The organism is Pseudomonas sp. WS 5011 (genome assembly GCF_012985775.1).
GTDB lineage: Bacteria > Pseudomonadota > Gammaproteobacteria > Pseudomonadales > Pseudomonadaceae > Aquipseudomonas > Aquipseudomonas peli.
Window position 1 is genome coordinate 95,279 of record NZ_JAAQXA010000004.1, and the last position, 22,016, is coordinate 117,294.

Genomic DNA, 22,016 nt, shown 5'->3' on the forward strand with positions numbered 1-22,016 from the left:
GCCTCACCCATCTGGGCGATAGTCCACACCGCAGCACCTCCTTAAAGTTGTGAGTACGCCGGACGCAGTTCTCCCGGCGTGCCAACAAGAAAAATAAGGAGGCACCCATGCGTCGCGTTATTACTTCTGCTCTAGCTGTATGCGCCCTGGTCGGCGCGGTTGAGGCTCAGGCCAACTACACCAAGACCAAATACCCAATCGTGCTGGTGCACGGGGTGACCGGCTTTGACACCATCGGCGGTCTGATCAACTACTTCCACACCATCCCCTGGAACCTTGAACGCGATGGCGCCAAGGTCTATGTGGCCAGTGTTTCTGCGCTCAATGACAGTGAGCAACGTGGCGCCTCTCTGGCGCAGCAGATTGTGCCGTGGGCCAGCGCCAATGGCGGCAAAGTCAACCTGATTGGTCATAGCCAGGGGTCGCCAACCTCGCGCGTGGCCGCTTCGTTACGTCCGGATCTGGTGGCGTCGGTGACCTCGGTCAATGGCGTTAACAAAGGCTCGAAAGTGGCCGACGTGCTGCGCGGTGTGATCCCGGCGAACAGCGCCATCGAAGGCGGGGCCAATGGCCTGGCCAACGCCATCGGTTCGTTGATCAACCTGCTGTCGGGTAACAACAACCCGCAGAACGGCTTGGCGGCCCTGAAGACGCTCACCACCGCAGGCACCACGGCACTCAATGGCCGTCACCCATGGGGCGTGAACAGCAGCAGCTACTGCGCCAAGTCCACCGAAGTGCACAACGTGCGCGGGCACAACATTCGTTACTACTCATGGACCGGTAATACCCCGTACACCAACGTCTTTGATGCGGTTGATCCGTTTCTGGCCATCACCGGCCTGGCGTTTGGCAGCGAGAAGAACGACGGCCTGGTTGGCGTCTGTTCAACTTACCTGGGGCAGGTCATTGGTGATGGTTACAACATGAACCATGTGGATGCGATCAATCACCTGTTCGGCGTACGTGGCTGGACCGATCCAGTTTCGCTGTACCGCCAACATGCCAACCGCCTGAAAAGCAAAGGCGTCTGACCATCACCTCAGCGGGCTGCGTCCTGCAGCCCGCATTCTGGAGGTCATATGGCCCTGTCGTTACGTTCAACGGTTCCTCTTTTACTCCTGGCCGGCAGCGTTGCCGGCTTTACGCTGTATTGGCAGTGGCCAGATGCTGCCTCACCCGGTGCGACGGCCATGCCGGTCACTGCTTCGGCGCCTGTAGCTGTTGTCACCCCCTCTCAGTTACCCCTCGCTGAATCAGAGCGCTCAGTCCCTCGTGCGCCGACCAGCCTGCCGGGTTTGCAGGACACGGAGGTGGATGGTGAACTCAAGGCGGACAGCGCCGGCAATCTGCGGCTGAACCTGGCGCTGCGCGATTATCTGGATTACTTCCTTAGCGCCGCGGATCAGGCTGGGTTAGAAACGGTGGTCGAAGCAATGCTGGCCGACGCCCGAGGGCGTTTGCCGGAGCCTGCCCTCGGCCAGTTTATTGGCCTGCTCGGCGACTACATGGATTACAAACGCGCCAGCCTGGCGTTACTGCAACAGCCCTTGAGCACGGCCCAGCAAAGCACCCCAGATGGCCAACTTGTTGCGTTGCAGCGGGCTTTTGAACAGCTTGCCGAGTTACGCCGGGCGCATTTTTCCAGTGCCGCTGCCGAGGCCCTGTTTGGTGCGGAAGAGGCTTATGGCCGCTACACCCTGGATAATCTGGCCTTGATGGCCCGTACTGATCTCAGTGAGCACGCCAAGGCTCAGGCGCAAGAGCGTCTGCGTGCGCAGCTACCCGAGGCCATGCGCGCCAGTGAGGAGCGCCAGGCGCAGGCGCAAGCACTACAAGTTCAGACCGACAAGCTCTGGCAAGACGGCGCCAGTGAAGAGCAGGTGCGCCAGCTGCTTGCCTTGACCTATGATCCGCCCACGGTCGAGCGTGTACTCGACGAACAGCGCAATGAGCGCGCCTGGCAACAGCGTTATGCCACCTACCAGCAGGAACTTGCCGCATTGCAGGCCAATGGCCTCAGTGCTACGGATCAGCAGCAGGAGCAGCAACGGTTACGTCAGCGCCTGTTCAGCGCCGAAGATCAGCACCGGGTGGAAACCTATGACGCCATCGCCGCCAAGCAGCAGGAAAATCAATCCCCCGAGTTGTAAGGCATGAGCCTGGAGCGTCAGGAGTCGCTGCTGTTGGCCCAGCAGCGGCGTGGTTACCGGCGGCTGCGCTTTACTGGTGTTCTGGAGGATGAGTTTCTCGACCATCGGGTGCTGCGTATTCGCCGCCGCCTGCTGCTGATCATCAGTACGGCAGTCATCTTCCAACTGGTCTACACCGCCCTTGACCTGGTGTTACTGCCCCTCAACGCCAGCCTGGCAACTCTGCCCATGCGGCTGTTGGGGATGTGCGGTGCGCTGTTGGCCTTCTTCTACTGTCGCCGCCCGCATACGCCACCGCAAAGCGCCTTGTTGGCCTATGTGGCGGCCTATGCACTCAATGGCGCTTCGGTTGCGGTGATTATTCACCTGTGTTGGAGCCAGGGTGTGGCCATGCCCTATGACGGGCTGTTTCTGGTGCTGCTGTTTGGCTATGTGCTGTTGGGGGTTTCGTTTCGTGCGGTGAGCCTGGCGTCCTGGGGCGTCTGCGGGTTGTTCCTGTGGCTGGGGTGGGTTGTCACGGGTGGAAGCGTGGCATTGGGTTACCAGGGGTTGTTTCTGTTTTGCGCCAACCTGATCGGCAGTGTCGGCGCGTACCTGCAAGAGCATGGCCAGCGCGGTGCTTGGCTTAATCTGCGATTGCTCGATCTGGCGAGGCAGCGTGCGGAAGCGGACGACGCGCGTAAGCTGCGCCTGCTGGCAGCGGCCAGCCATGACCTGCGCCAGCCCCTCAACGCGATGGGCCTGTATGCCCAGCACTTGCTGGAACAAAATCAGGATCCCAACGTACACCGCATCAGCAGCCGCCTGGCGATTGCTGTGGAGCAGCTCAGTCGACTGCTGCAGTCGCTGTTTGATTACACCCGTCTGACCTTGCCCGGCGGCGTGCAGGCCAAACCGGAGGTGTTTGCCTTGCGTCCCTTGCTGGTGCGCCTGAGTGGTGAAAGCCGCGCCGAGGCCGATGCTCAGGGTGTCGAGCTGCAGCTGCAATGCGCGGAGCTCTGGGTGCGCAGTGATCCGCTGCTGCTCGAGCGCGTGCTACGCAATTTGCTGAGCAACGCCTTGCGGCATGCCCAGGCGCGGCAAGTCTGGCTGCATGTCCGTGTCGAGCAGGGCGTAGTGCAGCTGGAGGTCGGTGACGACGGCCAGGGCCTGAGTGAAGAAGAACAGAGTCAGGTCTTTGAAGAGTTCCGCCAGCTGGATAACCCTGGGCGTAATGCCGAACGTGGCCTGGGTCTGGGTCTGGCCATCGTTCAGCAACTGGCGCAGTTGCTAGGGCATCCGCTGCGGCTGGATTCAAGCCCTGGCGGCGGAGCGCGTTTTATCCTGCAACTGTCGCAAGCTGAAGCCGGTGAGTGGCAGCCACCTGCAGCCGTTGCCGCAGCATTGAGCGGGCGGGTGTTATTACTGGAAGACGACGCCGCAGGGCGTGAAGCCCTGTCCGGTTTGTTGCAGCGCTGGGGCTGTGATGTCTGGGCCTGCGCCAACCCCGCAGAGGCCATGCAGTGTTTGCGTGAGGCGCAGCCGCAGGTGCTGATTAGCGACTACCGCCTGGCCGCTACCGAGGACGGCTTGCGCGTGATCGAGCGGTTACGTGAAGAAGCCGGACGCATGCTCCCAGCGTTGCTGATTACTGCCGATGTCAGCGCTGACCTGCAAGAGCGCTGCACCCGTGCCCATGTCACTTTGCTCGGTAAGCCGCTGTTGCCAGCCCGTTTGCGCCAAGCGCTGGCAGTGCTGTTGCCCGCAGAGCTCAGAGCCAGCCCCGTTGCCGCGCCGCACTGACACAGGCTGTTCGGGTGTGCACAGAAAACTCCTGGAACAGTGATTTCAGGTGGGTTTTCACCGTGTCCTCGGAGACCCCCAACTGACGGCTGATCGACTTATTTGGCAAGCCTTCGGCGAGTAGCTGGAGGATTTCCATCTGCCGGGGTGTGAGCTGCGGTTTGTCGCCCGTTTGCGGTGCGGGCAGGGTTTCACCCAGCAGTACGCGGGTTACTGCCTGACGCAGTTCATCGCTATTGGCACTTTTCGGAATAAAGCCCAGCGCACCGGCGGCTAAGGCTGCTTGAGCATCCAGGTTCGAATCGCTGGCGCTGAGGATTGCCACCGGGGTCATGCGGCCTTGTTGTTGCCAACGCTGCAGCAACTCCAGGCCCGGCAGGTCGGGCAAGCGCAGGTCAAGCAGAATCAGGTCGAAGGTGGTGTGTTGCAGGCAGGCTTCGGCGGCGGCAGCGGATTCGGCGGTGCGAATGTGCAGGTCGGCGCAGAGTGGGCCGAGGGCCAGGCTGAGGCCATCAAGAAAAATACGGTGGTCGTCCACCAGGAGCAGGCTGAGCTGTTCGGGCAGGGCAGTGCAGAGTGTGGTCATCAGGGCTGTCTCAGGCGGCTTCATGGCCTGCCATCCATGGCGGCCACCCGCGGGCAGTCGCTACGCGACGTTAGAACGGTTCCAGACCATTCTTCTTATTGTTGTATGCGCCGCGCGAGTGTAACCCAAACTGCAGGGTGATTTAGAAGCGGTACGTCACCTGAGCGCCCAGGCCGTGAGCGGTGTTTTTGTAGGTGGCGCTGTAGTCGTCGCGCTCAATATGTGCGTCGTCTTCCATCAGGTAGGAGTAGGCCAGGTCGATGGTCACGTCATCATTCGGGCTCCAGGCTGTGCCCAGGCTGACGATGGTGCGATCGCCAGTAGGAATGCGCGGCGAACGGTCGGTGTTGTTGGTGGGGGATTGGTCCACGGCCAGGCCGGCGCGCAGGGTCCACTGCGGGTTCAGCTTGTAGGCAGCACCAACGGCGTGAGCCCAGGTGTCGTGCCAGTTCTGCGGTTCGCTGATGCTGCTGAGCTTGCCCGCCAACAAGCCACCGACGCCTTTGTTATTTGCGCGAATTTCTTCCAGACGGCTCCAGCGCGTCCAAGTGCTGCCGGCGTAGAGGGTCCAGTCGGCATTCAGCTCATGGGTGACGGAGACATCCACCGACTCCGGAGTGGTCAGCTCCAGTGACGCATCGTAGGTGCCAGCCGAAGTTGCAATAACGCCTGGGCCAGAGATGTGGTGTCACCCTTCAGGCGGTAGTCCACTTTGGAGTGGTAGGTCAGGCCGAAGCGGGTTTGTGGGGTGATTTCAAACAGTACGCCGAGGTTGTAGCCCAGCGCGGTGTCATCGCCCTTGATTTCGACCTTGCCGTCACCGCCGGCGAACGGGTTTTCGATGGCCGAAGTCAGCTCGCCGTCGATGCGGTTGATGGTTGGGCCGAAGCCGATCGACAGTTGCTCGTTGAAGCGATAGCTCAGGGTCGGCTGCAGGGTAATCACCCGCACTTCACTACGGTCGCCGTGATAGCGGCCCTGGAAGCTGCGCTCATAGTCGGTCACCAGGCCGAACGGCACATACAGGCCCAGGCCGAAGCTCCAGTTGTCGTCCAGCGGTTTGACGTAATAGCCCATGGGCGCGCCGATAAACGGAACCATGTCGCCGTCATTGCTGCCGCGGGCAGAACCGCTGGTGTTGTCGATATCGGTTTTAGCGTGGATCAGGGCAATGCCGCCGCTGACTTGTTCGCGCTTTATGCGGGCCATGCCAGCGGGGTTGCCGAATACGGTGCTGGCATCATCGGCAGACGACGAGCGACCTGCGAAAGCGGTGCCCATGCTGCTGACGCTTTGTTCATTGATGGCAAAGCCACCGGCAACGCTTTGACTGGCAGCAGAAATGAAGGCAATTGACAGGCAGGTCTTGACGACTCTTTTAGGCACGGAGGACTCCTAGGGTTTAGCGGGGGGCGGAAACTAGCAACTTTCCATGACCCTTGCCAAGCCTTTGAAGTTCCCGAGATAGAGCGGTTTTATGCCTTTATCATGACGCTATTTTCTGCTAATCGCGTGGATGTTGTCAGACAATCTGCTAGCCCGTTAGGCTTCAAGCCACTTGGCTGAGGCTGCCGATGCAGCGTTGCCAGGCTGCGATAAAGTCTTTGGTGCGACCGTGCGGTTTGAACACTCGGCGCCAAACGTGCGCCATACCCAGCAGATCATCAGCGGCTGGCAGCTCGCGGTGCTCAGCTTCGATCAGCATCCATGCAATCGCTGTGGCATAACGCAGGTTAACGGTCAGTTCCAAGTGCGGTGCAGCGAGGAAGGCATGCTGGCTGGCGAGGCCGCGTACTTGGCTGGCGAGGTCCGGATCCAACGCCAGGTGCTGATCCCAGAGCTGTTGATGGCGCAGCGCGGCGATCCGGTAGAGGCCGTGGCCGTGTTTGTCATCAAGGGCGGAGCCGAGCCCGGATTGGCTGGCGGCGGCTCCGAGCAACAAGGCCTCGGCGGCGGTGGAGTGGCGGCCCAGATAGAGCAGGGTAGGGCGGATGACGTACTGGCTTAACTCGCAGGCGGCAATTCCCATATAGCCCTCGGCGAAAGGTGACCGATGGGGCCGGGGCGCTGGCAGCTTCGACTTATTCTGATAAAGGCCCCACCGGGAGCGAGGTTAGCCGCTCAAGTTGAAGTGTAGTGCGACCTTTTTACTGTAAAGGGCTGTTTTTAAATTGTTTTCGGCTTTCGGTTATTGCCTATATTCCAGTTGGTGCTTAAGCACGGCTGGCGAGCATGAGTCGCGCGGCCAGCCTGCCTGAACTGAAATCAGTCGCCAGTGGCTACTGGGCGAGCAGGGTCAGTGATCCATTCGCTCCAGGAGCCGGCATACAGCGGCGCCAGCGGGTAGCCGGCGAGGCACAGGGCAAACAGGTTATGGCAGGCTGTCACACCGGAGCCGCAGTAGGCCACCAGTTCACTGGCCTGGCGCTCACCGAGTTGTGATGCAAAGCGCTGGCTTAGCTGCTCTGCGCTGAGGAAGTGGCCGTCGCTGTCGAGGTTGTCCGTGAACGCCGCGCACTGCGCGCCGGGGATATGCCCCGCGATCGGGTCGATCGGTTCGACTTCGCCCCTGAAGCGCGGCAGGCCACGCGCATCCAGCAGTGTCATTTGCTGATCTCCCAAGCGCTGCTGCAGTTGGGCGGCGCTGACCACCAAGTGGGCGTCCGCTTTGCCATTGAATGCCCCTGGCGTTGGCGTAGGTAGGTTCTGAGTCAAGGCGCCGCCTGCTTCGCGCCAGGCTTTGAGGCCGCCATCAAGCAGGTAAACGCCCTCACGTTTGCCTAACCACACCAGCAGCCACCAGGCACGTGCCGCAAAGGCGCCCGGACCGTCGTCGTACAGCACCACTTCGCTGTGATTGTTCAGGCCCCATTCGTGCAGGGCACGCAGCAGTTGCGCCGGTTCTGGCAGGGGATGACGGCCGGTGATGCCTTTGTGGATCGGCCCGGACAGATCTCGCTCTAGATCGGCAAACTGCGCGCCAGGGATATGGCCTTCGCCATAGCTGCGTTGGCCGTAAGTCAGATCCTCCAGGGCAAAGCGGCAATCGAGAATCAGCAGGGCGGGCTCATCAAGGCGTTGCTGCAGCTGTGCGGCACTGATCAGTTGGGCGAGGGGCATACAGTCATCCTGTGGGTAAATAAGAACCTGCTCACGATCTGCTGCGCGTCGGCCCTGCGGCGTTAAAAACAGGCTCGGAATGCTCATGTACAAAAGTACACTCCGCTTCCTCGCCTGTTTTTGCCTTGCATGACTCTAGCTCGCGAGATCCTGAACAGATTCTAGGGCAGGCGGCATCATAAACCCTGGCGTTGGGCTGTCGAGACCGCATGCGCAGAAGAATTTCTGCCGACAGGGCGCTGCATCTTTGGTGGTTTATGGGCATGCTGCATGCCCGTTTTGTTCTGACCCAGGTTGCCGCGACCCATGAAGCGTTTTGTACTGCTCGATACCGCCCCGATTCCTGATGGCTCAGGTGCCTTATGCCTGTTCGAGTACGGCGAGGATTTCGTGATCAAGATTGCCGGCGGCGATGGCGGCCAATTGATGAACACGCGCATGCATGGTTCTGAAGATGCCCTGGCGGCGATCCCCTGCAAGAAGGTCGCCGGTCGGCCGGATTCGCGTGTGCTGATCGGTGGCCTGGGCATGGGTTTTACCCTGGCCGCTGCGCTGCAAAATTTGGGCAAGAACGCCGAGGTGGAAGTGGCTGAGTTGGTTCCGGGCGTGGTGGAGTGGAACCGTGGCCCACTGGGTGCTAAGGCCGGCTATCCAATCCTTGACCCGCGTACCCGGGTGATTCAGGACGACGTGGCTAATTGCCTAAAGAACGCTGATCAGCGTTATGACGCGATCATGCTGGATGTCGATAACGGCCCCGAAGGCCTGACCCAGAAACGCAACAGCTGGCTGTATTCGGCACAGGGCCTGCAGCGTTGTTACCAGGCCTTACGACCCAAAGGGGTGCTGGCAGTTTGGTCGGCCAGTGCCGATCGGGTGTTCAGTGACAAAGTGCGCAAGGCCGGTTTCAAGGTCGAAGAAGTGCAGGTTTATGCCCATGGCAACAAGGGCACCCGGCATACCATCTGGATTGCCAGCAAGTAGTGGTAGCCACCACTGAGCGCAGCCAGGCGCTCAGTGGTGTTCGGATCAGCCAAGCAACTCGGCAAAGCCTTTGTCGGCATCCAGAACAGCGGGCAGTTCATCCAACAAGCTTGGCACATCCAGCCCTTCGAATAGCGGGCCTTGCAGTGTGTCCACCGCTTTGGACATGGCGCCCGGGTGTTCGCGCAGCGCCTCGGCAATCGACACAGCCTGAGCCAGCACACGCGGCAAGGGCATGTCTACCGGTGCTTGGAAAGGGCGGCTCTGGTAGGCGATGGCATGCTGGATCAGTTCCGGCAGCTGCCAGCGCCGAGCCAGTTCAGCGCCCACCTCAGGGAAGCCGAAGCCCAGTTGCAGAGTTTCCAACGCCACCCGCTGGGCTGCTCCCACATCCTTGCCGTTCTGGTTAAGACGTTCTGCCAGCTCAGGCACACCGGTCTGTATCAGCAGTTCCCCGATGTTGTGCATCATTCCGCAGGTAAAGGCGATTTCAACGGCGACACCCCGGGTTTTGGCCAGCAATCGACTGATACTGGCGACTTGGAAGCTGTGTGCCCAGAAACCTTTGAGGTCGAAACCCGGCGGCGCCTGGAAGGCACCCGTTACCGCCGATGCCAGCACCAGGGTGCGCAAGGTATTGAAGCCAAGTCGCATGGCCGCATCCTCAACGCTGGCGGACTCGCGTGCGCCGCGAAAGCGGGCGGAGTTGGCCAAACGTAGCACCTTGGCGGCAATCACGGGGTCGAGGGAAATGTTGCGGGCGATGCTGTCGAGGCTGGTGTGGGGGGTTATCAAACTGCTGGATCAGATCCTGAGCGACTTTGGGAATGCAGGGCAAGCTGTGAACTTGAGAAAATAGGGCGTTTATATCCATGACAAAAGCCTGCAGAGAAGGTGGGAATTATCACGATAGCAGTGATTTAAGCAGGCAAAAGTTTCGGCATACGGCGGACGCTGATTTAGATCAGTAAAACAGTCTTCGTAGAGGCTGGGCTGGGTTTTTTGGCAGGTTTTTTTGCGAAAACGGGCCCGCACTGAGCTGTTAGGCAGCTTGGATGCGGGCCCATCAGGGCTAGCGGATTTTCAGCTTGCCGATACGGTCGTTGTCCAGGCTGCCGAAGTATAGGTAGTCGCCCACTGGCTTGACCGAGGTGATCATGCGCAGGTGGGTGCCGCTGGTGTCGTGCAGGCTCTGGGTGATTTCGCCTTGTTCATTGAGGGCGATGGCAAAGCCGTAAGGCACGGCCTTGGGCCAGAAGGCGCGCGGCAGTTTAGCCAGCTGCGATTTTGCCCAGGGTGAGCGGTGCAGCATGTCGGCGTCGGCTTTGCGCGGAGTTGGCAGGGCTACCCAGAAGTTGCCGTTACGGTCGCCTTGCAGGTTGTCCGGCAGGCCCGGCAGGTTGTCGATAAAGATGTCGTGGGTGCCGGCCTTTTCGCCGCTCAGCCAGTAACGGGTGATGCGGTAGCGGTAGGTTTCGTTAACCAGCACGAAGTCTTCATTGGCCGACAGCGCCACGCCGTTGGCGAAGTACAGGTCCTTGAGCAGCACCTTGGTTTCACCGCTGGCCGGGTTGTAGCTGAGCAGGCGGCCATGGGGGCGGGCTTCGAGCAGGTCGAGCAGGTAATCCGGCTGTTCGAAACGCTGGCTGGCATCGCTGAAGTAAATGGTGCCGTCGCCGGCGATGTCCAGATCGTCGGTGAACTTGAAGGCTACGCCTTCGGCTTCGGTGGTCAGTACCTTGATCTGCCCCTGGGCGTCGATGCTCAGCAAGCCCTTGTAAGCGTCGGCGACGATCAGGTTGCCGGCGGCGTCAAAGTCCATGCCCAGTGGGCGGCCTTTGGTATCGACGAAGGTTTCCACGCTGCCATCGGCTTTGATGCGCACGATCTTGCCGTCATGCAGGCCGGCATACACCAGGCCCTGGGCATCTACGGCGGTGTCTTCCGGGCCATGCACCTGGCCACGGCCGAGCAGTTCGGCCTTCATCAGCGTGTCGTTGGGTTCCAGTATGCCGGTCATCGGCGGGATGGCCGGGGCTTCCCAGGCCAGTGGATCAATCGGGCTGGGTGTGACGACGAGGTAGATCGCCGCCGCAGCAATCAAGGCCACAAGCAGGCCAAGCAGTTTCTTCATTTTTTTATTCCCTGTGATGAAGGTAAGCAGATGCAAGTGCCGGCCAGATTACAGGGTTCATTCGCATCTGTGATGCCCCGGGGGTAAATGGCCGGCAAATGCCCGGCACAGTGCCTGGGCATATATACTGCGCGGCATTCTTGATGGGAGAGCTGTGTGGCGATTGATATTCAGTGGATTGGTGATAACGCCAGCCTGGCGCAGCATTGTGCAACCTGGCGCACGCTGGCGTTTGTGGCGGTCGATACCGAATTTATGCGGGTCGACACCTTTTACCCGATTGCCGGCCTGCTACAGGTCAGCGAGGGCGAGCGGGCTTACCTGATCGATCCACTGCTGATCAGCGACTGGGCGCCTTTTGCCGATCTACTGCAGGACCCTGCCGTGGTCAAGGTGCTGCATGCCTGCAGCGAGGACCTGGAAGTCTTTCTGCGCCTGACCGGCAGCCTGCCTACGCCGCTGTTCGACACCCAACTGGCGGCCGGCTACCTCAACCTGGGTTTCTCCATGGGCTATTCGCGCCTGGTGCAGGCGGTGCTGAATATCGAACTGCCCAAGGGCGAGACCCGCTCCGACTGGCTGCAGCGGCCGTTGTCGGCCACTCAGGTCAGCTATGCGGCCGAAGACGTGCTGCACCTCGCCGAGGTGTATGCGCAGCTCAAGGCGCAGCTGTCTGCCGAGAAATACGCCTGGGTGCTGGAAGACGGCGCCGAGCTGGTCAGCAACCTCAAACGCGAAGTCGATCCCGAGCTGGCCTACCGCGAAGCCAAGCTGGCCTGGAAACTTAACCGGCAACAGCTGGCGGTGTTGAAAGCGCTGTGCACCTGGCGTGAAGAGCAGGCGCGCAAACGCAACCAGCCGCGTAACCGGATTATCCGTGAGCATTCGCTGTGGCCATTGGCGCGTACCCAGCCCGATAACCTGGTGGCGCTGGCGCGGATCGAGGACATGCACCCGAAAACCGTGCGTCAGGACGGCGACTTTATTCTGCAATTGATCCAGCAAACCGCCGCAACCCCGCCTGAGAGGTGGCCCGAAGCGTTGCCTGAGCCCTTGCCGCTGGATGCTGCGACGCTGCTGAAAAAGCTGCGCGCCATTGGCCAGCGTGAAGGTGAGCGCCTGAACATTGCCCCTGAGCTGATGCTGCGCAAGAAAACTCTCGAAGCTCTGCTGAAAACCGGCTACCCGAATGGGCCTTACCAGCTGCCGGAGTCGCTGCGCGGCTGGCGGCGTGAATTGATGGGCCAGGCGCTGCTTGATTGCCTGGCTGCAACCGGAGAGTCCGCGTGAAACGTATCTGTTCAATCTACAAAAGCCCGCGCAAGAGCGAGATGTACCTCTATGTGCTGCGCAGCGATGGCCTCAAGCGTGTGCCGGAAAACCTGCTGCTGGCCTTCGGCCCGCCGGCCCTGGCCTTCGAGATGGTACTGACGCCCGAGCGCGTCCTGGCCCGCGAAGACATCCACAAAGTGCTGGCCAACCTTGATGAGCAGGGCTACCACCTGCAGATGCCGCCACCGGAAGATGAATACATCGAGCATCTGCCGGATGAATTGCTGCGCCGTAACGACCCGATGTAACCGCCATGCCCGCCACTGCGATTGCCCCTGTGCGTGTGTTGATTGCCGAAGCCGAACACGCGCTGTATGCCGAGTTACTGCGCCAGCAGGCACCTGAGCTTGAGCTGTGTGGCAGCGATCGGCCGGCCGAAATAGCCGAATACGCCGCGAGCTGCCCGTTATGGCTGGGCCAGCCCGATCTGCTCGTGCCTTTGCTGCGTCAGGGCAGCCGGCCACAGTGGCTGCAGTCGACCTGGGCGGGTATCACGCCGCTGCTCGCCAAGGACTTGCCAACGGATTACGCGTTAACCCGTGCCGTGGGCATCTTCGGCCAGGTGATGGCCGAGTATGTGCTGTGCCATCTGCTGGCCCATGAGCGCCAACTGTTTGCTGCACTGGCCTCTCAGGTTGAGCAGCGCTGGGACAATCGCCTGCCGCGCAGCCTGGCCGGGCGCAAGGTGCTGATCGTCGGCACCGGTGATATCGGCCTGAGCGTGGCGCAGTTTCTGGCGCCGTTCGGCATCGAGCTACTGGGCATCGCCAGCAGTCCGCGCAATCTTACGCCGTTCCGTCAGGTGGTCGGGCCCGACGAGCTGCCGCGCCTGGTAGGTGAGGCCGATTACCTGATCAACCTGCTGCCGGATACACCGAACACTCGCGATATCTATGACGCCGCGCTGTTCGCCGCCTGCAAGCCCAGTGCGTTGTTTATCAATGCCGGACGCGGTGTGGCGGTGGTCGATCAAGCGCTGGTCAGTGCGCTGGAGCAGGGGCAACTGGCCGGCGCGGTGATTGATGTGTGCCGTGAAGAGCCGCTGCCTGCTGGTCATCCCTTCTGGGATGCGCCGCGTCTGCTGCTCACTGGGCATAGCTCGGCGCCGACTGATCCTCATCTATTGGTGAAGTTGTTTGTCGATAACCTGGCGCGCTGGCAGGTCGGTCATGCACTGCGCGGGCAGGTGGACTTTGTTCGTGGTTATTAATTAACCATTCGGCTCGCCGCCCTTGGCCGTTATTGCCCCAGCCGCTAGACTGCCGGCCTTTTCACCCCTCACCGTACCCTCGCCATGGCCGCCAAAGTCGAACCCTTCTGGAAACGTAAAACCCTCGAACAGCTGGATCAGGACGAGTGGGAGTCGCTGTGCGATGGCTGCGGCCTGTGCTGCCTGCAAAAGCTTGAGGATGAGGACGATGGCAGCGTGTATTACACGCGCATCGCCTGCAAACTGCTGGACCTGCAGACCTGCCGCTGCACCGACTATAGCAATCGGCGCAAATTCGTTGCGGACTGCATCCAGCTCACCCCGGCCCAGGCTGACCAATTCCAGTGGCTGCCGCCGACCTGCGCCTATCGCCTGGTCAGCGAAGGCAAGGATCTGTTGCTCTGGCACCACCTGGTCTGCGGCGACCCGGAGCAGGTGCACAAACAGCGGATTTCCCAGGCTGGGCGCATGCTCAGCGAGAACAGCGTGGCCGAGGATGAGTGGGAAGACCACATGATTTTCCGCGCTGGCTGAACCTCGCCGGTAAATGCCAGCCTAAACTCGCCTGAATCAATGATTTGCACTGTGGAGCTTTGCCATGTTGATGCGCCGTCTGCTGCTGTCCGTTGTTCTGCTGAGCCTGAGTACGCCACTCTGGGCAAAGAAGGTCGACCTGGATTATCACGTGCGCTTTCTGCCAGACACTGAGCAGGCTGAGGTCAGCCTGACCTTGGAAGACGGCGCGCAGGTCATCAGTCTGGCCTTCAACCTTGGCGAGCAGGCTGCCTACAGCGATTTCAAGGCCGATGGCCAGTGGACGCAAAACAGCCCTGAGCTGGGCACCTGGCAGCCGGGCAAAGGCAAGTCGACCCTGAGCTACCGTGTGCGTATCAATAACGAGCGCAGCCCGGGTCGGTTTGATGCGCGGATCACCCCGGACTGGGCGTTGCTGCGCGGCGATGACCTGGTGCCGGCGGTCAAGCTGCGCCAGGAAGATAAAACCGAGCTGGTCTCGCGCCTGCAATTCGACCTGCCCAAGGGCTGGAAGAGCGTCGAAACCGGCTGGCCGCGCATCGGCAAGAACAAATTCCGCATCGACAACCCACAGCGCAAGTTCGATCGCCCGACTGGCTGGATGGTGGCCGGTAAAGTCGGCACGCGCCGCGCCAAATTGGGTGAAACCGATGTGGCCATCGCCGCGCCCGTGGGCGAGGGCATGCGCCGCATGGACGTGATGACCCTGCTGACCTTTATCTGGCCGCATGCTCAGGACGTGTTCCCGCGCGACCCGGCCAAACTGCTGATTGTCGGCGCCGGTGACCCGATGTGGCGCGGCGGCCTGTCGGCAGCCAACTCCTACTACATGCACACGGACCGTCCATTGGTCAGTGAGAACGGCACCAGTTCCCTGGTGCATGAGCTGGTGCATGTGTTCAGCCGGATTCGCGCCCGTGATCGCAGTGACTGGATCACCGAAGGCCTGGCCGAGTATTACGCCATTGAGCTGATGCGCCGCGCCGGTGGCCTCAGCGAGGAGCGTTATCAGAAAATCCGCGAGCAGCTGATTCGCTGGAGTAAGCCGGTGGACAGCCTGCGCACCAATAACTCCAGCGGCCCGGTCACCGCCCGTGCGGTGCTGCTGCTGCAGGAGCTGGATCGGGAAATCCGCCAGGCCACCAAAGGCACCACCCAGCCACGTTCGCTGGATGATGTGACCCGCGGCCTGATGCGTCTCGACAAAGCCAGCACCAAAGACTTTATCGAGATCAGCGAGAACGTCATGGGTAGCGCCTCGAAGACGCTGGACAACAAGCTGTTGCGCTAGCCCACGCCCTGAGTAAGCATGCGGCGCACTTGCCGATCTGGAGCCCCGCATGCGCCGCCTACCGTCCCTCACCGCCTTGCGCACCTTCGAGTGCGCCGCCCGGCACGCCCACTTTGGTCGGGCGGCAGCCGAGCTGTGCGTTACCGACAGCGCAGTCAGCCATCAGATTCGTCAGCTAGAAGAACAACTCGGCACACCGCTGTTTACCCGCGAAGGTCGCCAAGTCGTACCGACGCCTGCCGCACGGCGTTTGTTGCAGCGCTTGCAGCAGGCTTTCGAACTGATTGGTGAGGCGTGTGACGAGCTGCGCGATCCCGGCTCGCAGGCGGTGCTGCGTATCGCGGTAACCCCCGAGCTGGCGCAGAAATGGCTGGTCAGTCGTCTGGCCGACTTCAGCGACCGCTATCCGCAGATCACCCTGCATCTGCACGAACAGCCGCTGGAAGCCAGTCTGCCGAGCCCGGATATCGACCTGGCAATCACCTACGGCACCGGGCCTGAGGATGCCAGTGCTTACTTTGTGCGGCCGCTGCCGACCCTGCAGTTCTTTCCGGTGTGCAGCCCCAGCCTGTTCAACCAGGGCGGCCTTAAACATCCGCGTGACCTGGCCCGCCACGGCCTGCTGCACGATGATCAGGACGGCAAAACCTGGACCGCCTGGCTGACCACTCACGCCGGTGATATCCAGCCGGCGCGTCATCTTTACCTGGGGCATGCCGGTCTGGCGCTGGAAGCGGCGGCGCAAGGGCAGGGTGTGGCCATGGGCGATAACCTCACCGCTGCCGAGGACCTGGCCAGCGGGCGTCTGGTGCGGCCGTTCAACGCCAGTGTGGCGGCGCTGGGGCAGTATGCGTTGGTCTGCGAACGCATTCGTCTGGAGAAACCGGCGGTGGCAGACTTCTTAGATTGGCTGGGTGATCACCTGTCTGACTGATGAATTGAATTCAGCTATTCCGCAATAATCGTCGTTGGAACCTCGACCAACGCGCCGCGTACTGTGTGGCCATCTTCCCCACAGGCATAAGGTGCATCCGATGGCGCGTTCCCTGACTTCTCTCCCTAAAGCCGATGGCTTCCGTCTGCCCGGCGAATTCGAACCCAAGGCCGGCTGCTGGCTCGGCTGGCCGGAACGCACGGACGTATGGCGCAACGGCGCCAAGCCGGCGCAGAAGGTCTGGGTGGATATCGTTACGGCGATTGCCAGCAGCGAACCGGTGACTGTGTGCGCCTCCGCCAGCCAGTACGCCAACGCCCGGCGTCAACTGCCGGCGCATGTGCGGGTGGTGGAAATGACCTGCAACGACACTTGGTTTCGTGATAGCGGCCCGGCCTTTCTAGTCAATGACGAGAGTGGCGAAGTGCGCGGTGTGGATTTCGAGTTCAACGCCTACGGTGGCCTCGACGGCGGCTTGTACTACCCCTGGGACAAGGACGATCAGATCGCGCAGAAAATCCTCGAAATCGAAGGCTATGACCGTTATCGCGCGCCCTTTATTGCCGAGATGGGCGGCATCCAGACCGATGGCCAGCGCACCCTGCTGACCACCGAGCAGTGCCTGCTTAACCGCAACCGTAATGCACATCTGGGCAAGGAGGAGATGACTCGCCGTCTGCAGGACTATCTCGGTGCCGAGCAGGTGATCTGGTTGCCGCGCGGCTGCAAGTTCGATGAAACCGACGGCCATATCGATGACCTGGCCTGCTTTGTCCGCCCCGGTGTGGTGGTGATGCAGTGGACCGATGACCGTAATGATCCGCAGTGGGAAATCTACCAGGAGGCCTACGACATCTTGCGCAGCACCCGCGATGCCCAAGGCCGCGAGCTTGAAATCCACAAATTGCCGCAACCGCGCGTGCTGGAGTGGACGGCCGAAGAAGCCGAAGGCCTGGATCAGGATGACTCGACTCACACCCGTCAGGCCGGCACGCAGATCTGCGCCTCCTACATCAACTACTACGCTGGCAACTCCGCCATCGTCGTGCCGCTGTTCAACGACCCCTGCGACCGCGTGGCCCAGGCCACTCTGGCCGAGCTGTTCCCCCAGCACCGGATTATCGGTATCGAAAACTCCCGGGAAATCCTCCTCGGCGGCGGCAACGTCGCCTGCATCACCATGCCGCAATATGCCGCGCCTAAGCGCGCCTAGGAGGCTTCGATGAAACTGCATGTCAGTCTGTTGGGCTTCGCGGTTGGTCTGGCGGCCAGCGTTCAGGCGCTGGCGGCCGAAGCGCCAAAGCAGGTCAATCTGTTTATCTGGGGTGAGTACCTGGCACCGGACACCCTCAGCCGCTTCGAACAGAAGACCGGAATCAAGGTGGTGGTCGATCATTTCGACTCGCTTGAAACCGTCGAAACCAAGCTGCTGACCGGGCGCAGCGGCTACGACCTGGTGTTGACGGCTGGCCAGCACCTGCAGCGAGCGATCAAAAGTGGCGCGCTGCAACCGTTGGATAAAGCTGCATTGCCGCATTTCAAAGGGCTTGATCCGGAGTTCACTAGGCATATGGCCGCGTTTGATCCGGGTAATCGCTATGCCGGGTTGTATGTGTGGGGCACTACGGGCTTTGGCTATCAGCAGCAGGCCATCGCCAAGCGCATGGCCGATGCGCCCACCGACAGCTGGGCCATGCTGCTGGATCCGCAGGTGGTGGCCAAGTTTGCCGATTGTGGGGTGAGTTTTCTCAACGATCCCAATGAGGTGTTCGCTGCCGCGTTCCGTTACCTGGGCCTGGATATCAACCAACAGAGCCTGGACGACCTGAAGCTGGCCGAAGCGCATCTGGCCAAGGTGCGGCCGTCGATTCGCTACTTCGACAACGACCGCAATATCACTGACCTGGCCAACGGCGATACCTGCCTGGCGATGTCGTGGAACGGCAATGTGTCGATTGCCGCTGGCCAGGCTGAGCAGGCGGGCAAGCCCTACAGCCTGCACTACAGCATCCCGCGTGAAGGCACGCTGATCTGGTTCGATGCGATGGTGATTCCCAAGGATGCGCCGCACCCCGAGGCCGGATTGGCATTGATGGACCACCTGATGACGCCCGATGTCATCGGCGCCATCACTAACAGCATCTACTACGCCAACGCGGTGCCAGCGGCTAATGCCACGGTCGATCCAGCCATCCTCGCTGACCCCGGCACCTATCCACCGGCCGCTGTGCGCGCGCAGCTGTACACCAAGAACGACAACGCCAAGGCGTTCAACCGCGCATTAACTCGCGCCTTTAGCCGGCTCAAGTCGGGCTTGTAGCGGCGGGGCTGCGGCCTACTTGAGCCCTGGTCCGGACTTGGTGTTGATGCCTTTGGCCATGCGGTCGTAGAGCACCACATTGACGGTGGCGGCGAGGTTCATGCAGCCCTGGGTGGGGATGTAGATTACGTCCTCACACCAGTCGAGCACTTCCTTGCTCAGCGAACCGTCTTCGGGGCCGAAGATGTAGATGGCGCGGTCAGGGTGGGTGTATTGCGGCAGCGGCCGTGCGCCTTCGACCAGTTCCACGGCGACCGGCGTGCAGCCGATGGGGATGATCTGCTGCAGGTCTTCCACGCCGATCAGTGGAATATCCATATAGATACGCTGCGTGTCGGTGACGAAGTCGCGGGCACGGGCATAGCGTTTACCGCTGTAGAACACCGAGGCGGCGTTATAGCAGCCGGCAGCGCGCATCACAGAGCCGACGTTTTCCGGGGATTTGGGGTTGAACAGGCCGATGCAGGCGTATCTCTTGTTGGCCACGGTGGCACTCGCACAAAATTTTCGAAGGGATGATTGAAGCCGCGCAAAGTGTGCGGGCGACAAAAAAGACGCGAGTATACCTGTATGGCAGCGAGCTGATTTTTTGGAGGAGCCAGCTTGCTGGCGATGCGACGACCCTTAGAGCGTCAGCAAGCAGGCTGTCAGAGCATTGCGCTACTGCTTTTTCAGCCTTGCAGCCAGGTCGGCGAAGGGGTTGTGGGTCGCCTGGGCCGTCTTCGGTGTGCTCAGCGAACCTTCGCTGAAGTATTGCTGGTCGGTGTAGCGTGAGTGTTCGTTGTCATGGCAGTACAGGCACAGCAGCTCCCAGTTGGAGCCATCCTGCGGGTTATTATCGTGGTTGTGGTCGCGGTGGTGCACGGTCAGCTCGCTCAAGCGCTTGCCGGAAAACTCGCGGGCGCACCGACCGCAGACGTGTGGGTACATCTTCAGTGCCTTGTCGCGGTAGCCTTCTTCACGCGAGCGCTGGGCTTCGGCGAGGATGCGGTCAAGCTTGCCGGTGGCGGAGGGGGATTTGTCGCTGCTCATCTGGATTCTCGTACGCTGGGCTGTGCGATCAGTCTAGCCGTGCCGGCGGTCAGTGAGAACCGTCCGTGCGGCACTTAGCTGCAGGGTTGCTGCCCAAGAGGATAACTGCCCTCGGAGATAGCACCATGCGCCTGACAACCCTATTACTGATTATGACCACGCTGGCTAGCACCTCGCTGATTGCCCAGCAGCCGCCGAAAATGCCGAGCACAGCACCAGCAGCAGGTGCCCCGGGTACCGCCACGCCGCAACCCTATCCCAAGGTGGCGCCGCAGCATTTACCCGCCCCGGTCCGCAATAATCCGCCGCTGCTCAAGCAAGCGCCGCAGCCACAATCCAACCAGCCGCGTAGCGATCAGGATGTGCCGTTGTTGCAACAGCAGCGCGAGCGCAATACCCAACCGGTGCCGAAGCCCAACGAGTGAGTGGCGGGTGACTAGAGCTGCTGCTTGTCCAGTGAGCCCCTGTCCAGCATCAGCAGGCTGCAATCACTTACAGCGATGCAACTGGCCGAGCGGCGCTCGCCGTCGAGTACTGCCATCTCGCCAAGCGCGGCCCTTGCGCAGCCGAGTCAGTTCGATGTTTTTGCTGTTGGAATTGATTTGGCGAACCGAAGCTGCACCCGCATGGATGATGCATATACAGGTACTAGGATCGCCGTAGCGGCAGATGCTTGCGTCCGGTTCATTTACTAGCCTTGAAGTAGTAGGCAGCGCTGAGCAGTTCGTTGGGCGTGAGGCCGTCGAACATGCCGCAGGGGGAGGGTAACTTCGGTCGAACAAATTGACCTTGGTCGCCCGCCAACGTCCCTGTCAGCGATACCTGTTGCGTGCCGCTGAGTCGCCATGCCGGTTAGAAACTGAAGCGCCGCATCACACCCTGCAGTCGCCCGGACATGGCCTGCAGGGACTGGATAGCCTGAACAATACCGCCTTGTGCCGCAGAGTTTTCTTCAACAATTTGCGCCACGAGTTCCACGTTCATGGCCACCTGCTCGCTGGCTGCACGTTGTTCTTGCAATGACAGCGAAATCACACTGACGGCTTGCAATGACTCATTTAGTGCCAGGCGAATGCCCGTCATCGAATTGCCTGCCTGATCGACCAACTGCGTACCGATGCTCACTCGTTCACAACCTGCGGCCATGCTGATTTTTGCTTTGTGCATGCCGCTGTGAATGGCATCGACCAGGGCGATGATTTCCGTGGTGGAGTGGGCGGTACGCCCGGCCAGGCTGCGCACTTCATCGGCAACCACGGCAAAGCCGCGGCCTTGCTCACCGGCACGTGCCGCTTCGATAGCGGCATTCAGGGCAAGCAGGTTGGTTTGCTCAGCAATGCCGCGGATTACGTCGACAATGGCGGTGATGTTGCGCGATTGTGCGGCCAAGGTTTCGACATCCTGCGCACTCTCAGCAACTAGCTCGGCGATTTTGTGCATTTCTGTGGTGGCGCGGGCCATGACAGAAATGCCGGCATCGGTCATGTCACCGGCTTTCTTGGCCATGTCATAGGTTTGCTGGGCGTTTTCGGCAATGTGATTGATGCTTACGGCCAGTTGTTCGACGGTGGCGGCCATCGCTGACGCGGTATCACTTTGCACATTGGCGCTGGTCAGCACCTGCTCGGAGGAGGCGGCCAGTTGCAGGGTGGCGCATTCAATCTGTTCGGAGGCTTCGCCGATATTGCCGATCATATCCTGCAGGCCGCGGCGCATGCTCTGCACCGATTTCATCACGCCGGTCATCACCTGGTTACCCAAGCTCTTGCCGCCGCCCAGGCGACCTTCGGCAATCCGTGCGCTGATTTCTTCCAGCTCACCGGGCTCGGCGCCCAGTTGCTGGCTCATCAATCGGATGAAATAGATGACCTGGGCCAGACCAATCAACAGCGCAATCAGCAGCACACTGATGCTCAGTTTGAGGTTGCTCGCATAAGCGGCCTCACCCAGTTGGTACTGGCGCTTGGCTTCGAGCAGTTGCACATCGATCAGCTCGGCGAATTTCTCAGAGAGTGGGTCGATCAATGGATAAAGACGTTGGCTGGCAAAGGCATCAATGCCAGTCTTATCACCACGGTTAAGCAGGCTCTGTAGCTCATTGAGTGGTTGCCGTGCCTGTTCCATCAGCGGGTTGATTTGCTCAATCAGCTGACTTTCTTCGCGGATCAGTTCGGTGGCCAAGTACGCTTTCCAGGTGTCCTCAATTCGCACCTGGGCCTCTTCAATCAACCGTTGCGCCGTTTTTTCATCCAGTTCGCCACTGTGCGCCTTGTGGGTCGCGTCAACGATATTGACCGCGTAGAGGTCGGCAATCAGTTTGAGGTCGCGCAGCGGCACCACGCGGTCTAGATACACCGTTTGTAGCCCCTTGACGGTGGCCTGCAAACCATACAAACCCAGACCGCCAACACAGAGCAAACCCAGCAGTAGGCAGCCGGCGAGCAGGAATAAGTGGGTTCTGATCTTCCAGTTTTTCATCACAGACCGTCCATGGTGAGCAGGCAGCGAAATGAGGGGGATGGCAGTAAGCCAGCGTGCAATTCAGCGTAGTTGAACTTGTACGTCAGGCCGGTTAAATCTGCATGACCGGTCAAGTATTTTTTC

20 protein-coding genes and 2 pseudogenes are annotated in these 22,016 nt (G+C 60.7%); 13 read left to right on the forward strand and 9 right to left on the reverse strand.

Annotation, left to right across the window (positions count from 1 at the left end; genetic code table 11):
* Positions 1–107 precede the first annotated feature (107 nt).
* The 3 genes from HBN63_RS06015 to HBN63_RS06025 are packed head-to-tail and all read left to right on the forward strand — an operon-like array spanning position 108 to position 3,935.
* Complete coding sequence (locus HBN63_RS06015; protein ID WP_090253124.1) at positions 108–1,034, forward strand: triacylglycerol lipase; 927 nt, start codon at positions 108–110, stop codon at positions 1,032–1,034.
* A 48-nt stretch (positions 1,035–1,082) separates the two neighbouring features.
* A complete protein-coding gene (locus HBN63_RS06020) occupies positions 1,083–2,153 on the forward strand; it encodes a lipase secretion chaperone (protein WP_170048762.1) in 1,071 nt (356 codons plus the stop codon).
* 3 nt (positions 2,154–2,156) lie between these two features.
* Entirely contained in the window at positions 2,157–3,935 is a 1,779-nt protein-coding gene (locus HBN63_RS06025; protein WP_167144800.1) for a hybrid sensor histidine kinase/response regulator, read from the forward strand.
* On the opposite strand, the gene HBN63_RS06030 is transcribed toward HBN63_RS06025, so the two are convergent.
* The 4 genes and pseudogenes from HBN63_RS06030 to HBN63_RS06045 all read right to left on the reverse strand — a co-directional run bounded on the left by HBN63_RS06030 (position 3,904) and on the right by HBN63_RS06045 (position 7,641).
* Positions 3,904–4,545, reverse strand: coding sequence for a response regulator transcription factor (locus HBN63_RS06030; protein ID WP_170048763.1), 642 nt, complete (start codon positions 4,543–4,545; stop codon positions 3,904–3,906). The two genes, HBN63_RS06025 and HBN63_RS06030, sit on opposite strands and share 32 nt — an antisense overlap.
* A 118-nt stretch (positions 4,546–4,663) precedes the next feature.
* Positions 4,664–5,907 (reverse strand): annotated as a pseudogene (locus HBN63_RS06035) (outer membrane protein transport protein).
* Between the two features lie 163 nt (positions 5,908–6,070).
* The gene (locus HBN63_RS06040; RefSeq protein ID WP_167144798.1) at positions 6,071–6,550 is read right to left on the reverse strand and encodes a hypothetical protein; all 480 of its coding nucleotides are present in this window, start codon (positions 6,548–6,550) and stop codon (positions 6,071–6,073) included.
* Between the two features lie 236 nt (positions 6,551–6,786).
* Positions 6,787–7,641, reverse strand: a complete 855-nt coding sequence (locus HBN63_RS06045) for a sulfurtransferase (protein ID WP_170048764.1) — start codon at positions 7,639–7,641, stop codon at positions 6,787–6,789.
* Between the two features lie 306 nt (positions 7,642–7,947).
* Here HBN63_RS06045 and HBN63_RS06050 point away from each other — a divergent pair, with 306 nt between their 5' ends.
* Positions 7,948–8,625, forward strand: coding sequence for an MnmC family methyltransferase (locus tag HBN63_RS06050; protein WP_170048765.1), 678 nt, complete (start codon positions 7,948–7,950; stop codon positions 8,623–8,625).
* 45 nt (positions 8,626–8,670) lie between these two features.
* On the opposite strand, the pseudogene HBN63_RS06055 reads toward HBN63_RS06050, so the two are convergent.
* Together HBN63_RS06055 and HBN63_RS06060 are read right to left on the reverse strand one after the other, a co-directional pair.
* Positions 8,671–9,499, reverse strand: a pseudogene (locus HBN63_RS06055) (HDOD domain-containing protein).
* A 198-nt stretch (positions 9,500–9,697) separates the two neighbouring features.
* Positions 9,698–10,759: an SMP-30/gluconolactonase/LRE family protein gene (locus HBN63_RS06060; RefSeq protein ID WP_170048766.1), complete on the reverse strand. Its 1,062-nt coding sequence runs from the start codon at positions 10,757–10,759 to the stop codon at positions 9,698–9,700.
* A gap of 156 nt (positions 10,760–10,915) precedes the next feature.
* On the opposite strand from HBN63_RS06060, the gene rnd reads away from it, so the two are divergent.
* The 8 genes from rnd to HBN63_RS06100 all read left to right on the forward strand — a co-directional run bounded on the left by rnd (position 10,916) and on the right by HBN63_RS06100 (position 18,380).
* Positions 10,916–12,049, forward strand: coding sequence for a ribonuclease D (gene rnd / locus HBN63_RS06065; protein WP_170048767.1), 1,134 nt, complete (start codon positions 10,916–10,918; stop codon positions 12,047–12,049).
* Positions 12,046–12,339, forward strand: a complete 294-nt coding sequence (locus HBN63_RS06070; RefSeq protein ID WP_170048768.1) for a YcgL domain-containing protein — start codon at positions 12,046–12,048, stop codon at positions 12,337–12,339. The genes rnd and HBN63_RS06070 overlap by 4 nt, the downstream gene beginning before the upstream one ends.
* A 29-nt stretch (positions 12,340–12,368) precedes the next feature.
* Positions 12,369–13,301 (forward strand): D-2-hydroxyacid dehydrogenase, encoded by a 933-nt coding sequence (locus HBN63_RS06075; RefSeq protein ID WP_170048892.1) that lies wholly within the window; start codon positions 12,369–12,371, stop codon positions 13,299–13,301.
* A gap of 84 nt (positions 13,302–13,385) precedes the next feature.
* On the forward strand, positions 13,386–13,835 hold the full coding sequence (locus HBN63_RS06080; RefSeq protein WP_160087331.1) for a YcgN family cysteine cluster protein: 450 nt from the start codon (positions 13,386–13,388) through the stop codon (positions 13,833–13,835).
* A 64-nt stretch (positions 13,836–13,899) separates the two neighbouring features.
* Positions 13,900–15,126: a hypothetical protein gene (locus HBN63_RS06085; RefSeq protein WP_170048769.1), complete on the forward strand. Its 1,227-nt coding sequence runs from the start codon at positions 13,900–13,902 to the stop codon at positions 15,124–15,126.
* Between the two features lie 49 nt (positions 15,127–15,175).
* Positions 15,176–16,060, forward strand: a complete 885-nt coding sequence (locus HBN63_RS06090) for a LysR substrate-binding domain-containing protein (protein ID WP_170048770.1) — start codon at positions 15,176–15,178, stop codon at positions 16,058–16,060.
* Positions 16,061–16,160: 100 nt separating this feature from the next.
* Positions 16,161–17,273, forward strand: coding sequence for an agmatine deiminase (gene aguA, locus HBN63_RS06095; protein ID WP_170048771.1), 1,113 nt, complete (start codon positions 16,161–16,163; stop codon positions 17,271–17,273).
* Positions 17,274–17,282: 9 nt separating this feature from the next.
* The gene (locus tag HBN63_RS06100) at positions 17,283–18,380 is read left to right on the forward strand and encodes an extracellular solute-binding protein (RefSeq protein ID WP_170048772.1); all 1,098 of its coding nucleotides are present in this window, start codon (positions 17,283–17,285) and stop codon (positions 18,378–18,380) included.
* A gap of 15 nt (positions 18,381–18,395) precedes the next feature.
* Here HBN63_RS06100 and HBN63_RS06105 read toward each other — a convergent pair whose 3' ends face one another.
* Both HBN63_RS06105 and HBN63_RS06110 read right to left on the reverse strand, forming a co-directional pair.
* Positions 18,396–18,866 (reverse strand): RNA methyltransferase, encoded by a 471-nt coding sequence (locus HBN63_RS06105; protein ID WP_170048773.1) that lies wholly within the window; start codon positions 18,864–18,866, stop codon positions 18,396–18,398.
* A 174-nt stretch (positions 18,867–19,040) separates the two neighbouring features.
* Positions 19,041–19,412 carry a YajD family HNH nuclease gene (locus HBN63_RS06110; RefSeq protein WP_090253165.1) on the reverse strand — a complete coding sequence of 124 codons (372 nt, stop codon included), beginning with the start codon at positions 19,410–19,412 and terminating at the stop codon, positions 19,041–19,043.
* 125 nt (positions 19,413–19,537) lie between these two features.
* Here HBN63_RS06110 and HBN63_RS06115 point away from each other — a divergent pair, with 125 nt between their 5' ends.
* Positions 19,538–19,837: a hypothetical protein gene (locus HBN63_RS06115; RefSeq protein ID WP_170048774.1), complete on the forward strand. Its 300-nt coding sequence runs from the start codon at positions 19,538–19,540 to the stop codon at positions 19,835–19,837.
* A 427-nt stretch (positions 19,838–20,264) separates the two neighbouring features.
* Here HBN63_RS06115 and HBN63_RS06125 read toward each other — a convergent pair whose 3' ends face one another.
* Positions 20,265–21,890 carry a methyl-accepting chemotaxis protein gene (locus HBN63_RS06125; RefSeq protein WP_170048776.1) on the reverse strand — a complete coding sequence of 542 codons (1,626 nt, stop codon included), beginning with the start codon at positions 21,888–21,890 and terminating at the stop codon, positions 20,265–20,267.
* Between the last annotated feature and the right edge of the window lie 126 nt (positions 21,891–22,016).